The 15,182-nt window shown below is 69.9% G+C and carries 11 protein-coding genes and 1 pseudogene; 8 read left to right on the plus strand and 4 right to left on the minus strand.

Going from position 1 to position 15,182, the window contains the following annotated elements:
• The first annotated feature begins 24 nt into the window (after nt 1-24).
• The gene (locus OG558_RS07930; RefSeq protein ID WP_405069621.1) at nt 25-2,118 is read left to right on the plus strand and encodes a molybdopterin-dependent oxidoreductase; all 2,094 of its coding nucleotides are present in this window, start codon (nt 25-27) and stop codon (nt 2,116-2,118) included.
• 58 nt (nt 2,119-2,176) lie between these two features.
• Here OG558_RS07930 and OG558_RS07935 read toward each other — a convergent pair whose 3' ends face one another.
• Both OG558_RS07935 and OG558_RS07940 read right to left on the minus strand, forming a co-directional pair.
• Entirely contained in the window at nt 2,177-2,482 is a 306-nt protein-coding gene (locus OG558_RS07935) for a hypothetical protein (RefSeq protein WP_405072304.1), read from the minus strand.
• A gap of 154 nt (nt 2,483-2,636) precedes the next feature.
• A pseudogene (locus OG558_RS07940) lies at nt 2,637-2,735 on the minus strand (LacI family DNA-binding transcriptional regulator); the annotation flags it as partial.
• 376 nt (nt 2,736-3,111) lie between these two features.
• Here OG558_RS07940 and OG558_RS07945 point away from each other — a divergent pair.
• The 5 genes from OG558_RS07945 to OG558_RS07965 all read left to right on the plus strand — a co-directional run bounded on the left by OG558_RS07945 (nt 3,112) and on the right by OG558_RS07965 (nt 8,919).
• Nucleotides 3,112-3,861 carry a sugar phosphate isomerase/epimerase family protein gene (locus OG558_RS07945; RefSeq protein WP_405069622.1) on the plus strand — a complete coding sequence of 250 codons (750 nt, stop codon included), beginning with the start codon at nt 3,112-3,114 and terminating at the stop codon, nt 3,859-3,861.
• On the plus strand, nt 3,858-4,955 hold the full coding sequence (locus OG558_RS07950; RefSeq protein WP_405069623.1) for a Gfo/Idh/MocA family protein: 1,098 nt from the start codon (nt 3,858-3,860) through the stop codon (nt 4,953-4,955). The genes OG558_RS07945 and OG558_RS07950 overlap by 4 nt, the downstream gene beginning before the upstream one ends.
• A complete protein-coding gene (locus OG558_RS07955) occupies nt 4,952-5,560 on the plus strand; it encodes an SGNH/GDSL hydrolase family protein (protein ID WP_405069624.1) in 609 nt (202 codons plus the stop codon). Before OG558_RS07950 ends, OG558_RS07955 begins: the two co-directional genes overlap by 4 nt.
• Nucleotides 5,561-5,627: 67 nt before the next feature.
• Nucleotides 5,628-8,075, plus strand: a complete 2,448-nt coding sequence (locus tag OG558_RS07960; protein ID WP_405069625.1) for a glycoside hydrolase family 2 protein — start codon at nt 5,628-5,630, stop codon at nt 8,073-8,075.
• A 91-nt stretch (nt 8,076-8,166) separates the two neighbouring features.
• Nucleotides 8,167-8,919: a 3D domain-containing protein gene (locus OG558_RS07965; RefSeq protein ID WP_405069626.1), complete on the plus strand. Its 753-nt coding sequence runs from the start codon at nt 8,167-8,169 to the stop codon at nt 8,917-8,919.
• On the opposite strand, the gene OG558_RS07970 is transcribed toward OG558_RS07965, so the two are convergent.
• The gene (locus tag OG558_RS07970) at nt 8,906-10,366 is read right to left on the minus strand and encodes an NAD-dependent succinate-semialdehyde dehydrogenase (RefSeq protein ID WP_405069627.1); all 1,461 of its coding nucleotides are present in this window, start codon (nt 10,364-10,366) and stop codon (nt 8,906-8,908) included. The genes OG558_RS07965 and OG558_RS07970 overlap by 14 nt on opposite strands.
• A 33-nt stretch (nt 10,367-10,399) precedes the next feature.
• A complete protein-coding gene (locus OG558_RS07975) occupies nt 10,400-11,473 on the minus strand; it encodes an MsnO8 family LLM class oxidoreductase (RefSeq protein WP_405069628.1) in 1,074 nt (357 codons plus the stop codon).
• Nucleotides 11,474-11,896: 423 nt separating this feature from the next.
• Here OG558_RS07975 and OG558_RS07980 point away from each other — a divergent pair, with 423 nt between their 5' ends.
• Both OG558_RS07980 and OG558_RS07985 read left to right on the plus strand, forming a co-directional pair.
• Nucleotides 11,897-14,884 carry a type 2 lanthipeptide synthetase LanM family protein gene (locus OG558_RS07980; protein ID WP_405069629.1) on the plus strand — a complete coding sequence of 996 codons (2,988 nt, stop codon included), beginning with the start codon at nt 11,897-11,899 and terminating at the stop codon, nt 14,882-14,884.
• Nucleotides 14,881-15,093 carry a hypothetical protein gene (locus tag OG558_RS07985; protein ID WP_328525731.1) on the plus strand — a complete coding sequence of 71 codons (213 nt, stop codon included), beginning with the start codon at nt 14,881-14,883 and terminating at the stop codon, nt 15,091-15,093. The genes OG558_RS07980 and OG558_RS07985 overlap by 4 nt, the downstream gene beginning before the upstream one ends.
• Nucleotides 15,094-15,182 lie beyond the last annotated feature (89 nt).

The raw sequence follows: 15,182 nt of genomic DNA on the forward strand, positions 1-15,182 counted from the left end.
GCTACCCGGGGGTAGTTTGGCTGGATGGCGACCACGGTACGGCGGACCTCGTGCAACCTGTGTGAAGCGATCTGCGGCGTGCTCGTGACGGTCGAGGACGGCCGCGTGACCGACATCCGCGGCGACGAGTCGGACCCGCTGTCCCGCGGCCACATCTGCCCGAAGGCGGTCGCGCTGCGCGATCTCCAGGAGGATCCCGACCGGCTGACCACGCCAGTCCGGCGGACTCCCGACGGCTGGCAGGAGCTCGGGTGGGAGGCGGCGTACGAACTGGTGGTCGGGAGGCTGACCGAGATCCAGCGCGAGCACGGCCGGGATTCGGTCGGCGTCTACCTCGGCAACCCGAACGTGCACAGCCTCGGCGCGCTCACCCACCTGCCGACGATGATCCGGCAACTCCGGACCCGGAACCGGTTCAGCGCGACCTCGATCGACCAGCTCCCGCACATGCTCGCGTCGTACCTGCTCTACGGGCACCAGCTGATGGTGGCGGTGCCGGACATCGACCGGACGTCGCACCTGCTTATGCTCGGCGCCAATCCGCTCGCCTCGAACGGGAGCATGATGACCGCGCCCGGGTTCGGGCGGCGGCTCAAGGAACTGCGCAAGCGCGGTGGCAAGGTCGTCGTGATCGACCCGCGCCGGACCGAGACCGCGGCCGTCGCCGACGAGCACTACTTCATCCGGCCGGGCACGGACGCCGCCTTCCTGCTCGCGCTGATCCATCAGCTGATCGAGGACGGTCACGCTCGGCCGGCGTCGTACGTCGATGGTTTCGAGGCGGTCGAGGCCGCGGTCGAGCCGTGGACACCCGAGCGCGCGGCGGGCATGACCGGGATCGACGCGGAGGTGATCCGGCGGATCGCCCGCGAGTTCGGGACGGCCGACCGGGCGGCCTGCTACGGACGCGTCGGGGTGTCGACGCAGCAGTTCGGCGCGATCTGTCAGTGGGCGATCCAGGTACTCAACATCATCACCGGGAACCTGGACCGGCCCGGCGGGACGATGTTCCCGCGGCCGGCGGTGAACGCGCTGCTCGGTCTCGGCCGTGGCCACCTCGGGTTGTGGAAGAGCCGGGTCCGCGGGTTGCCCGAGTTCGGCGGCGAGCTGCCGGTGTCGACGATGGCCGAGGAGATCCTGACGCCGGGTGACGGCCGGATCCGCGCGATGGTGACGGTGGCCGGCAACCCGGTGCTGTCCACGCCGAACGGCCGCAGGCTCGACGAGGCGTTCGGCACGCTGGACTTCATGGTCGCGGTCGATCCGTACATCAACGAGACCACCCGGCACGCGGACGTGATCCTGCCGCCGGCGCCGCCGCTCGAGCGCGACCACTACGACGTGATCTTCCACCAGCTCGCGGTCCGCAACACCTCGCGCTGGAACGACGCCGTTCTGCCGAAGCCCCCGCAGGCCCGGCACGACTGGGAGATCTTCCGCGACCTCGGTCTGGGCCTGGTACGCCGTACGCCGATGAGCCGGCGCAAGGTCGAGATGATGGCACGACTGCGGTTGTCGCCGCGACGGATCGTCGACCTCGGACTGCGGATCGGACCGTACCGGCTGTCGCTGCGGAAGCTGCGGAGATCGCCGGGCGGGGTCGACCTCGGGCCGCTGCAGCCGGCGTTGCCCGGGGCGCTGCACCACAAGACCAAGCGGATCGACCTCGCCCAGCGGATGATCCTGGACGACCTGCCCCGGCTGGAGGCGCTCGCGACCGGGAGTGACGGCGAGTTGCTGCTGATCGGGCGGCGGCACCTGCGCAGCAACAACTCGTGGATGCACAACTCGGCCCGGCTGGTGAAGGGCAAGCCGCGGCATCAGCTGCTGATGAACCCGGAGGACCTGGCCAAGCGCGACCTGGCCGACGGGCAGCTGGTCACGGTGACGTCCGCGGCCGGGTCGGTCACGGTGGAAGTTGCCGCGAGCAACGACATGATGCCCGGCGTGGTCAGCCTCCCGCACGGCTTCGGCCACGGCCGCCCCGGCACCCACCTCTCCGTCGCCAACCAGGTCCCCGGCCCCAGCGCCAACGACGTGACGGACGCGGACTTCACCGACCCCGTCGCCGGCACCGCCGCGCTGAACGGCGTACCGGTCACGGTGACAGCCTGCTGAGGCCCACCAGGCGGGGCCGTGAACAGGGTCCGGTGGGTCTGAACAGGCAATAACCTGTTCAGACCCACGCGCCCCTGTCCGAGGCCTCGAGTCTGGGCGAGGTGCTAGCCAGGCGGTGGCCGGCCTGAGCTGTCGCGGATGATGAGCAGTGGGGTGGAGTAGAGGTGTGCCTGGGGGACGGCTCCGGTGAGGAGATCCAGAAAGCGGCGACCCGGAGATCGACCACGATCACGCCGTCGACCCGCCGCTCCGCGGTCCATTTCCGGTACGTCACCTGCTCCCCGGCCAGGTCCGCCACGACCTGCAGGGCCAGCGCGTACGACTTCTCGCCCAGCACGGACTCCACGCCACCGACGAAGCCCATGAAATACGGTTCCTCGATCAGGGTCTGCACGGTCCTGGCAAGGACGAGCCCGAACGTCTCGCTGCGCGCCGCCGACAAACTGCCGGGCCGCCCGGTTGGGCACCCACTCCAGTTCGGCGGCCACTCTCAGGACCCGAGCCCGGGTGGCCGCGGAGACCCCCGGCTGGTTGTTCAGCGCGTACGACACCGCGCCCTGCGAGACGCCGCAGCGTCTGGCGATCTCCTTGATGGTCACTCGAGCCACGACGAACACCCCTCACGGCGGCCGGACCGCTGACGAGTCGGTCCGGAATCCTCCAGTGTGCGCCGATTCCTACACCGTGTCACCGCCCAGGCGCAGAGTGTAATCCTTTGATCACATCCCCTCCACGCCGCAAACCCTCCAACTGAAGGGATGCCCCCTCTGATGGAGGGTTGCCCCGTCGGAATCTGAGGGGGCAACCCCCTGGCTCGGGGGATCTCCACTCAGTTGGAGGGTTTGCGGGATGGTGACCGCCCAGTGGTTGGGCGGAGGGTGGTGTCGGCGGGGTCGGGTGGGATAGCGTTGTCGTCGTTACTTAACCGGTTCGGCTTATCAGTCGGTGTGAACCCCAGGGCAGCGGGCGAGGCGCCGGCGACGAGGAGAAACCATGGTCGCAGTGGACAACCTGTCCCTCCAGTTGTACACGGTCCGGGGCAAGCTCGAAGAGGACTTCGACGCCACCCTGGCCCGGATCGCGGAGATCGGCTACACGAAGGTCGAACCCTTCGGTGTCACCGCCTTCGCGGACCGGCTGGCCGAGGCGCTGCCCAAGCACGGACTCTCGGCACCCACCGCCCACGCCGGCCTGCTCCGGGACGACAGCGCCCCGATCTACGCCGCGGCGAAGCGGCTCGGCATCACCACCGTGATCGACCCGCACACCGACCCCGCGCGCTGGCAGTCCGCCGACGACATCAAGGTCATCGCCGACGGGCTGAACAAGGCCGCGATCGAGGCCGCCGACCACGGCATCACGGTCGGCTACCACAACCACCAGTTCGAGCTCGAGTCCAAGATCGGCGGCGCGCACGGACTGGAGATCCTGGTCGACAACCTGTCCGACGACGTGATCCTCGAGGTGGACACCTACTGGGCCGCCGTCGGCGGCGCCGACGTACCGGCGCTGCTCGGCAAGTTCGGCGACCGGGTGAAGGCGATCCACGTCAAGGACGGCGACGGCACCCTGGACAACAAGGCCCAGGTTGCGGTCGGCGCCGGCGTCATCGCGGTCCGGGACATCCTGGCCGCCGCGCCGAACGCGCTGCGCGTGGTCGAGCTGGACGACTTCTCCGGCGAGATCTTCGACGCGGTCGAAGGCAGCTACACCTTCCTCACCGGAGAGGGCGCACCGGCATGACCGCTGTTGGCGTAGGGGTGATCGGCGCCGGGGTGATCTCCGACGCCTACATCAAGAGCATGCAGAGCTTCCCCGACCTGAAGGTGGTCGCGATCGGCGACCTGCGGCCGGAGGCGGCGAAGGAGAAGGCCGAGCAGTACGGGATCGAGACCCACGGCGGTCCCGACGCGGTCCTGAACCACCCGGACGTCGAGATCGTGGTCAACCTGACCATCCCGGTCGCGCATGTCGAGGTGGCCCTCGCAGCGGTTGCCGCAGGCAAGCATGTGTGGAGTGAGAAGCCGTTCTCGCTCGACCAGGACAGCGGCCTGAAGCTGCTGTCGACAGCCCAGGACGCGGGCGTGCGGCTGGGCTGCGCACCCGACACCATCCTGGGTCCGGGCCTGCAGGAGTCGCGGCGCATCATCGAGCGCGGTGACATCGGTCAGCCGCTGACTGCGCTGACCCTGATGCAGTCGCCCGGCCCGGAGTCCTGGCACCCGAACCCGGCCTTCCTGTTCTCCGACGGCGCGGGACCGCTGTGGGACATCGGCCCGTACTACCTGACCACGCTGGTGCAGCTGTTCGGTCCGGTCGGCGCGGTGGCGGGGCTCGGGTCGAAGTCGCGGGAGAAGCGCACGATCGGATCCGGTCCGCTGGCGGGGACCGACTTCGACGTGACCGTGCCGACCCACGTCAGCGCGATCGCGCGGTTCGAGTCGGGGCAGTCGTCGCAGAGCATCTTCAGCTTCGACTCGCCGCTGTCGCGGGCCGGGTTCGTCGAGATCACCGGCTCCGAGGCGACGCTCGCCGTACCGGACCCGAACGGGTTCGCCGGGGACGTCAAGATCCGCCGCCGGGGCGCGGACGAGTGGGAGACGCTCGCGAGTACCACGGCGGTGGCCGAGCGGGGCACCGGCGTGCTGGAGATGGCGCGGGCGATCCGGGCCGGCCGGCCGCACCGGGCGACCGGGGCGCTGGCGTTCCACATCGTCGACGTGATGGCGTCCATCACCGAGTCGATCGACACCGGCGCGTTCGTCGACGTGCAGAGCACCGTCGAGGTCGCGCCGATCCTGCCGGACGACTGGGACGTCACCGCGGCCACCCTGTGACCACGATCCTCCTCGATCCCCGGCGGACCCTCGTGTTCGCCGGGGACTCGGTCACCGACTGCGGCCGCCGTACCGACCCGGACGGGCTCGGCGACGGCTACGTGCGCAACCTGTACGACGATCTCGGTCCGCGCCGGCCGCGGATCGTCAACGCCGGCATCAGCGGCAACCGGGCAGCCGACCTGGCCGCCCGGTGGTCCGCCGATGTGCTGGCCCACGAGCCGTCGCTGGTGTCGATCCTGATCGGGATCAACGACACCTGGCGACGGTACGACGAGGACGACCCGACGACGGCCGAGTCGTTCGAGGAGTCGTACCGGGCGATGCTCGACCCGCTCACCTGCCCCGTCGTCGTGATGGAGCCCTTCCTGCTCCCGGTGAAGGACGGGCAGGAGGCGTGGCGCGAGGACCTCGATCCGAAGCTGGACGTGGTCCGCAAGCTCGCCGTCGAGTACGGCGCCATCCTGGTACCGGCCGAGGTCGAGCTGAACCGGCAGGCCGCGGCCGTCGGTGCGGCCACACTCGCGAACGACGGCGTGCACCCGACCGCCGCCGGACACCGCGCGATCGCCGACCTGTGGCGACGCGTCGTGCTGGAAGACTGATAATCCCCGCTCCCCTCGACCGGGAGCGGTTCGCACCGACTAAACCGGTTCACCTGGGAGAACGCCTGTGACAACGCTCAATGTCGTGCCGCTGACCACCGACGGCGGTGCTGTCTGGACCGTGAGTGCGCTGGAGGGTTCCGCGCCGGAGGGCCTGATCGGGCGGCCGATCGCTGCCACGGTGCCCGGCGAGGTGCACACCGACCTGCTCGCGGCGGGCGAGATCCCGGATCCGTTCGACGGTGACAACGAGTCGAAGCTGGCCTGGATCGGCCGGACGTCCTGGCGATACCGGACCGAGTTCACCTGGGCCGCGGACGGCAACACCCGGCAGGAGCTGGTCGCCGAGGGCCTCGACACGGTGGCGACGGTGACGCTGAACGGCCGGGAGCTCGGCCGGACCGCGAACCAGCACCGCTCGTACCGGTTCGACATCACCGAGGCCTTGATTGCCGGTGACAACGAGTTGGTGATCGAGTTTGCCGGTCCGGTGTCGAGGGCCGAGGAGATCCGGGCGACTGTCGGCGACTGGCCGCACACGAATCTGCACCCGTACAACGAGCTGCGGAAGATGGCGTCGAACTTCGGCTGGGATTGGGGTCCGGATGTCGCGACCGTGGGCATCTGGCGGCCGATCCGGATCGAGTCGTGGTCCGGTGTGCGGATCGACACGGTCCGTCCGTTGGCGGGTGTCGAAGGCGACCGGGGTGTCCTGACCACTCACGTCGCGCTCGCGTGGGCCGACCGCGAGAGCGGCGACGCGTCGATCGCCGTCGAGGTCGGCGGCACGACGCAGACGGCGACAGTTGCCGCCGACACCGAGACCGTCGAGCTCACCTCGACGATCGACGCCGTGGACCGGTGGTGGCCGCGCGGACACGGCGAGCAGCCGCTGTACGACGTGACCGTCACGGTGGACGACCGGGATGAGTGGAACGGGCGGGTCGGGTTCCGGACCGTGTCGCTGAATGTTGCCCCGGACAACGACGGGACGCCGTTCGTGCTGTCGGTGAACGACAAGCCGATCTACATCCGGGGCGCCAACTGGATCCCCGACGACGCGTTCGTGACCCGGCTGACGCCGGAGACCTATCGCACAAGCATCCAGGACGCGGTCGACGCCGGCATGAACCTGCTGCGCGTCTGGGGAGGCGGCATCTACGAGAGCGAAGCCTTCTACGACGTCTGCGATGAGCTGGGAATCCTTGTCTGGCAGGACTTCCTGTTCGCGTGTGCGGCGTACTCGGAGGACGAGCCGCTGTGGAGCGAGGTGGAGGCCGAGGCGCGGGACGCGGTCGGCCGGCTGAGCAAGCACGCCAGCCTCGCGGTGTGGAACGGCAACAACGAGAACATCTGGGGGTACGTCGAGTGGGGCTGGCGGGTGCCGCTGGCCGGGCGTGCCTGGGGTGAGGGGTACTACTTCGACCTGCTGCCGAAGATCGTGGCCGAGCTCGACCCGCGAACGCCGTACTCGCCGGGCAGCCCGTACTCGTACGACCGCTTCATCCACCCGAACGACGAGCGGCACGGGACGATGCACATCTGGGACGTCTGGAACCAGGTGGACTACACGACGTACCGCAAGTACAAGCCGCGGTTCGTGTCGGAGTTCGGGTTCCAGGGGCCGCCGGCGTGGTCGACGCTGACCTCGGTCGTGCACGACGCGCCGCTGGATCCGTACGGCGCCCAGATGCTCGTGCACCAGAAGGCCTTCGAGGGCAACCTCAAGCTGGAGCGCGGACTCGGGGATCACCTGCCGGGGTGGAAGGACATCGACGACTGGCACTGGACGACGCAGCTGAACCAGGCCCGAGCGGTTGCCTATGGCATCGAGCACTTCCGCAGCCTGTTCCCGCTGAACACCGGCGCGGTGGTCTGGCAGCTGAACGACAACTGGCCGGTGGTGTCGTGGGCAGCGGTCGACGGGCACGGGATCCGGAAGCCGCTGTGGTTCGCCTTGCAGCGCGTGTACGCCGAACGCCTGCTGACCGTGCAGCCGCGGGAAGACGGACTAGCGGTTGCCGCGCACAACGACACGGACGCGATCTGGACGGGTGAGATCACGGTCCGTCGGCGATCGACCGGCACAGACAGCACGGTACTCGCGCAGGAGACGTTCGCGCTCGAGGTCGAACCACGCTCGGCGGTCCTCAGCTCGGTTCCCGAGTCGGTCGCCACGCCGGGTGACCCCCACCGCGAGTACCTCGAGGTCCGCAGCGGCGAGTCGACGGCGTACTGGTACTTCGTCGAGGACACCGCGCTGCGGCTGGCCGGCGACGCCTACACCGCGTCGGTCGCTCCGACCACCGACGGGTACGACGTGACCGTTACCGCGACCGCACTGGCGAAGGACTTGGCGCTGTTCCCGGACCGGCTGGACGCTGCGGCGCGGGTGGACTCGTGCCTGATCACCCTGTCCGCGGGCGAGCACCACACCTTCCATGTGACGGGCGGGACGGCTCCGGCGCAGGTCGGCGTACCGGTGTTGCGCTCGGCGAACGATCTGGTGAGCTGAATTACGTCGAGACCTTGACTAAGTGGGGTGCGGGACGGCTACTTGAGGGTGAAACCTCATGGTCCCGCCCCACCTTGGAGGCATTGCCGTGATGCGTGCTCTGAGCATCGTCCTGGTCAGCGTCAGCGCCCTTCTGGTCTCACCGGCGACCGCTTCTGCGGCACTGCCGGCCTGTCAGCATTTCTACACCGGACCGATTCCCGACCGGCCGATCTCCGGTGGTCACGGCGACGGAACGACCGCACCGCCGTACGACGTCAGCGGACGACTGCCCGCGCCGACGGGGATCGACGGCGGGCTCGGCGCGGACGGGAAGGTGACGTTCACGTTCGGCCGGGTGGCCGGTGCGAAGGCGTATCGCGCGTTCAAGAACGGTCAGGCGCTGCAGTGGATCAGTGACTGGGGTCAGCCGGCCTTGCAGGTGACTGATGCGAGCCCGTGCGACGGTGCGCACTACCAGGTCTATGCGATGTCGTCGGAGGACACCGCGGCGTCGTCGATCGGGCAGATCACCACGTCGTACCGGCTGAACCCGTCCAACCGGCTGGCCGCGTTCGCCCTGGCGCCCGGGACCACACTGAACTACCGGGTCTCGGCGTACAACGATGTCGCTCAGACCGCGCTCGGCTACAACGCCGGCACCGGGATCTGCGCGGTCGATGCCCGGATCATCCCGTGGGGGACCCGCCTGTGGGTGCCCGGCTACGGCCACTGCTACGCGGCCGACATCGGCAGCTGGATCAAGGACGACATCGTCGACGTCTGGTTCCCGCCCGGCCCCGCCGCCGGCAACTGGGGCATCCAGCGCCTGACCCTGACCGTCGAACAGATCAGTCCACGTTGATCGCGACGTACTTGATCTCCAGGTATTCGTCGATGCCCACGGTGCCGCCCTCGCGGCCGAGGCCGGATTGCTTGACGCCGCCGAACGGTGCGGCCGGGTTGGAGACGATGCCCTGGTTGAGGCCGATCATCCCGGTCTCGAGCTTCTCGGAGACACGCAGCGCGCGGGTGAGGTCGTTGGTGAACAGGTAGGAAACCAGGCCGTACTCCGTGTCGTTCGCCATCCGGACCGCTTCTTCCTCGGTCTCGAAGGCGGTCAGTGGTGCGACCGGGCCGAAGATCTCCTCCTTCTGCAGCCGGGCGCTCTGCGGGACGTCGGCCAGCACGGTCGGCGGGTAGAAGTATCCGTTGCCCGAGGCAACCGATCCGCCGGTCAGCGCCCGCGCGCCCTGGTCCACCGCGTCGTCGACGAGCTCGCGCACCTTGTCCCGCTGGGTCCCGTCGATCAACGGGCCGACGTCGACCCCGTCCTCGGTGCCGCGGCCGACCTTCAGCGCGGCCATCCGCTCGGTCAGCCGGGCCGCGAACGCGTCCATCACCGGCGTCTGCACGTAGATCCGGTTGGCCGCCGTACAGGCCTCGCCGCCGTTGCGCATCTTGGCCAGCATCGCGCCGTCGACCGCCTTGTCCAGGTCGGCGTCGGCGAACACGAGCAAAGGCGCGTTGCCGCCCAGCTCCATGCTGGTCCGCAGCACCTGCTCGGCGGCCTGCTCGATCAGCTTCCGGCCGATCTGGGTCGAGCCGGTGAAGGACAGTTTGCGCGCGCGGCCGTCCCGGATCAGCGGCTCCATCACACCGCCGGCGTTGTGCGTGGTGATCACGTTCAGCACTCCGGCCGGCAGTCCGGCCTCGGTCATCAGCTCGGCCAGCTTGAGCATCGACAGCGGGGTCTGGGAGGCCGGCTTGATCACCATCGTGCAGCCGGCGGCGACGGCCGGGCCGATCTTGCGGGCGCCCATCGCGGCCGGGAAGTTCCACGGAGTGATCAGCAGGCAGGGCCCGACCGGTTGCCGCATCACCAGGAAGCGGCCCTTGCCGTTCGGCGCGATCTGGTAGCCGCCCTCGATCCGGACGGCCTCCTCGGCGAACCAGCGGAAGAACTCGGCCGCATAGGCGATCTCGCCCTTGGACTCCGCGACCGGCTTGCCCATCTCGAGCGTCATCAGCAGCGCGAGGTCGTCGGCCCGCTCGGTCATCAGCTCATAGGTACGGCGCAGGACCTCACCACGCTCTCGCGGCGGCGTCGCGGCCCAGTCCGCCTGCGCGGCGACCGCTGCGTCCAGTGCGGCCTTGCCGTCGGCCGGACTGGCATCAGCCACGTCGCAGAGCGTCGTACCGGTGGCTGGGTCCTCGACGGCGAGGGTCTTGCCACCCTCGGCCGCTACCCACTTCCCCCCGATGTACAGCTCGGTCGGACACGCCTCGACGACTTCCCGCTCCCGTGACATGAGCCCGCCTCTCACTAGTCGGCAGTACCCACACTAGGCGGTGGCGATCAGTGGTGGGGCGTGCCTGGGGATGGTGCGGACCATGCGGGTCAGGCCGGCGGCGATGGTGCGGAGGATCGCCGACCGGACCAGGCCGTCGAAGGCGAGTGGGACCAGCATGATCTCGTCGGCGGTCGTACTGGCGACCAGTCCGCCGAGCTCCGCCACGACGGACGCTCTCGAGCCGACGATGGTGCTCGGGTCGTCCAGCATCCGCTCGGCCCGGCCGCGCTCGCGGCCGGTCAGTGGTTGCTCGAGGACCGCCATCAGTTCGACCGGTGTCGCTCGCGGTCCCGTCGTACCGAGACGGGTCTTCACCCGCACGTACTCCGCGAACCGGATGATCGCCTCCTCCTCCGAGTCGGCCGCGACCACACCGACCGTGACGGCGAGGTACGGCTTCACCGTGGGCCCGGTCGGCTCGAAGTGGTCCCGGTACGCCGCCACCGCCGCCGGCGTCCCGGCGGCCGCGCAGTGATGCGCCAGGAACACAGGCAGCCCACGGACAGCGGCAGTCGCCGCAGCACCCGGATGGTCGGCCAGTACGAACACCGGTGGCGGCAATCCGGCCAGTGTCAGCCGTACGTCGCCCACAGGTGCTCGCCCGGGCAAGCCGTCCCGGAGAAAGCCGCACAGCTCGTCCAGCCGCTGCGAGAACGCGTCCCGGGCGCCACCGCCGAGTGCGGCCGCCGTACTGGGGATCAGGCTGTGCTGCTGACCCACGCCGAGGTCGATCCGGCTCGGGTACGCCGCCGCCAGTGCGGCGAACTGCTCTGCGACGACCAGCGGCTGATGGTTGGCCAGCTGAACACCGCCGGCGCCCAGCCGGATCCGGTCCGTCCGCGCGGCCAGGACCGCAGCGAGCACAGCCGGTGCCGCGCTGCCGACGCCTCGGACGCCGTGCTGCTCCCCCACCCAGAACCGGCGGTAGCCGAGGTCGTCGGCAGCCTGTGCCACCTCCGCGGTCTCCCGGAGCGCGGCCGCAGCCGACTGACCGGGCAGCTGCGGTACGACGTCCAGCACGGAGTGAGCCGAGACGGGCAGTCCAGGAGCGACAGGGGTGAGCACCTGTTCACCGTCGCAGTGTCCGCGGCATCACACATGGGTGTTCGCCCCCCATGTTCCGGCCGTTCCACACCCATCTGTCCGGGCCTGCCGGGCGGCCGGAAATTGGGGGTTCGGAGCCCTTGCCCGGGGCCGGATCGTCACGGCATCGTTCCCGGCGATCGTTGCGGATTCGCGGACAGAGGAGGCCAACCAGGAGTGCAGACACCGAGCTGGGAACCGTAGCGTTCCCGACCTGAGCCGGCCGGCCTTCCACCAGAGGCCGCTCGGCCGGGCGCTGCTGCCGCGGGGTGGTCAACCCCCAGTCGTCGCCCCGCGGCAGGCATCGCCGACAAGGCTCGAACCCGACGCCGCCACGAGCCCCCAGCTAAATATGGGGGCTGGTTACCCATGCCCCGACCCCGTCGCCGATGGCAGCCTGTGCGCGTGCTCAACTCAGTGACCACCGGGCGGGCCCGGACCGACCAGCGTGACACCTGGTGGTCCGCGGGAATGCGCCCGCACGAGCTGACCCAGACCGCTCCGGCCTGGGTCGAGTACGTGGAGCGCAGTACCGCTCTCCCACCGAGCGCGCCTGCCGCCGGTCGGGGCCCTGCAGGGACCGGTGTCATCGGCGGCCACACGTCAGGTGGGGCGGCCGAGGCAGCGGGTGGGCCCGGCACGGACTGGCGGCAGGCGCTTATGCGCTGCCTGGAACCCCTCCTGACCGCGGCCCGCCGCGATCTGGTCGCCGCCGGGCACACCGGCGTCCTGACCGAGCAGTTCCTGCATCGGCTCGGGCTGCGGCTGGTGAAGCTGGCGTCGCGGACGCTGGTGCTGGAGCTCGCCCGCGCCCGCGACCGCGGTGAGCTGGCCGGCGAGACCCCGGCCGAACGGTTCCTGGACTTCACCCACCGGCTCGTCGGAGGGAGCGAGCTGGCGGAGTTCCTGGCCGCCTACCCGGTGCTGGCGCGGGTCCTGGGCGAGTCGTGCCGGCAGGCGGTCGAGGGGCATCTCGAGTTGCTGGCACGGCTCGCCGACGACCGTGAGTCGCTCGTCACCGGACTGCTGGGCGGCCGTGACCCCGGCGCGCTGACCGCCATCGAGCCCGGTGGCGATCCCCACCGCGGCGGGCGGTGCACAGCGACCCTCACCTTCGCGGACGGGCGGCGGCTGGTCTACAAGCCCCGGCCGCTCGGCCTGCACCGGCATTTCAACGAGCTCGTCGACTGGCAGAACGACAAGACCGGTCTGGACATCCGCACGGTCGACCTGCTGACCCGTCACGGCTATGGCTGGCTGGAGTACGTCGTACACGAGCAGTGTGACGATCTGGCCGGCGTACGGCGCTTCTATCACCGGCAGGGCGCGTTACTGGCGCTGCTGTATGTGCTGGACGGCACCGACATGCACTACGAGAACCTGATCGCCGTCGGCGACCAGCCTGTCCTCGTCGACGTGGAGACCCTGTTCCATCCGAGCAACACACCGGTGGGCTCGCTCAGCCGCGACCCGGCCTACCGCGCGCTTCTCAGTTCGGTCTACCGCACTGCGCTGTTGCCGCTACTAGTCACTGGCGAGCACGGAGTGGCGGACCTGTCCGGGCTGGGCGGTGATGCGGACGCGGCGGCGCCCATGGGTGTGGTCGACTGGGCCGATGCCGGTCTGGACTCGATGCACCTGGTCCGGCGTCCTGGCCGGACGCACAGCGCCTCCAACCGGCCACTGCTCGACGGTGCGATGATCGAGCCGCGGGACCACGAGATCGCTGTGCTGACAGGGTTCCGGGCCGCCTACGAGGCGATCGCCTGGCATCGCGACGAGCTGATCGGGCCCGACGGTCTGCTGGCTCGATGTGCTGCGGACCAGATCAGGTTCGTCCCGAGGAGCACCAGTCTCTATACGGGCCTGCTGGACGAGTCGACGCATCCGGACGCACTGCGGGACGCGGCCGGTCGCAGCCGGCTACTGGACCTGTTGTGGGACGCCGACGAGTCCCTGCGCGACCTGGTGCCTTACGAGCTGGCCGACCTGTGGGCCGGCGACGTACCGCTCTTCACTGCTCGTCCGGACAGCCGTGACGTCTGGTCCTCAGACGGCACCCGCATCGCCAACGTCCTCGCCACTGAAGGACTGGCCGCGGTCGAGGCGAAGATCGCCAGTCTCGGCGACATCGACGAGCACCGGCAGAAGTGGTTGATCTCGGCATCGCTCGCCACCCGGCCGGAGCCGATCGTGCACACCACGGCGGCCAGCAGGCCGTGGCTCGGCGCCACCGAGGCGGACCCCGAGTGCATGCTCGCCGCGGCCACCGACATCGCCGACGAGATCGTCGCGCAGGTGATCAGCGAGAGCGGCGGCGCGGCCAACTGGCTCGGTCTCGAGCTGCTCGACGACCACCACTGGGCCATCAGGCCAATGGGCGCAGGGCTTTCCAACGGCTACACCGGTACGGCGCTCTTCCTTGCGCAGGTCGGCGTCCTCACCGGAGCCGGCAAGTACTGCGATCTCGCCCGCGACGCGATCCGTCCGCTCCCCCACTTGCTCGAGGCCCTGGCCGCGGACCCGGAGTCGGCGCAACTCGTGGGACCCGGCTTCCACGGACTCGGTGGCATCAGCTACGGCCTCGACCGCCTGTGCGAACTCCTCGGCGACTCCGAGCTCACCACCTGGTTGGCAGGGTCGCTGGAACTCACCGAGCGGCTCGTCCCCGAGCCCACCGAGTTCCCGACGTACGCCGAGGGCGCAGCCGGTGGACTGGCCGCCATGCAAGCGATCGACGGCCTCCCGGCGGCACACAGACTGGCCACGCGGTACGCCGACGAACTGGTAACCACCGTAGAGAGCGGCCTCCGTGGCCGAGTAGCAGCGGATCACGGTTTCGCTCGCGGTTACCAGGGAATCGCGTGGTCTCTCGGTCAGTACGGCGTACCTGGCGACAGGTACCTGGATGCCGCGCGCGCGGCTGCCGATCTGGATCGAGGGGACCGGCCTGCCGGCCACGGCTGGTGCTCGGGTGACGCCGGCACCGCACTGGCCCGGCTGGCGGCCGGAGTACCCGCGGACCTCGACGCGTATCTGAGGGCCGCGACAGAACGTCCGGTGCTCGCCGACATGAGTCTGTGTCACGGCGAGCTCGGCGCGGTCGAGCCACTGATGTGGCTGGCCGAACGCGATCACCCAGCCGTCGAGGCGGTACGGCGACGCCGTGCCGGGCTGGTGCTCGCCGCAGTACAGCAGTACGGGCCGCAGTGCGGGACACCGCGGGCGGTTCCATCTCCAGGCCTGCTGACCGGTCTGGCGGGAATCGGCTACGGCCTGCTCCGGCTGGCGTTCCCCGAACGCGTTCCGTCCGTGCTGCTGCTCGAACCAACCACCGGGTCGAGGCGCCCATCACAGCGCCGGAACCCACACAGCGACAGGGGAAGCGCATGACCGCCCAGCACCAGCCCGAGTCCCAGCCCGACGCCCAGTCCACCGCCCCGGACGCCACCGACCCGCTCGGTCCGATCACACTGCCGAAGCGCACCAAAGTCGGCGCCCGTGCGATGGCCCTGGTCGGCACCGTCGGCCTGAGCACCTTCGCGATCGCAGCCGTCGGCAACGAACTCGCCAGCACCTGGCCGACCATCAGCCTGAACTGACGCCCAGCGAACGTTTGAACGGCGGAGCCGGCCGGCCCTGGGGGGCGACCGGCTTCGCCGATTCACTGCGGGGTCAGCGATACGTCGTT

This window comes from Kribbella sp. NBC_01510 (assembly GCF_045040325.1).
Taxonomy (GTDB): domain Bacteria; phylum Actinomycetota; class Actinomycetes; order Propionibacteriales; family Kribbellaceae; genus Kribbella.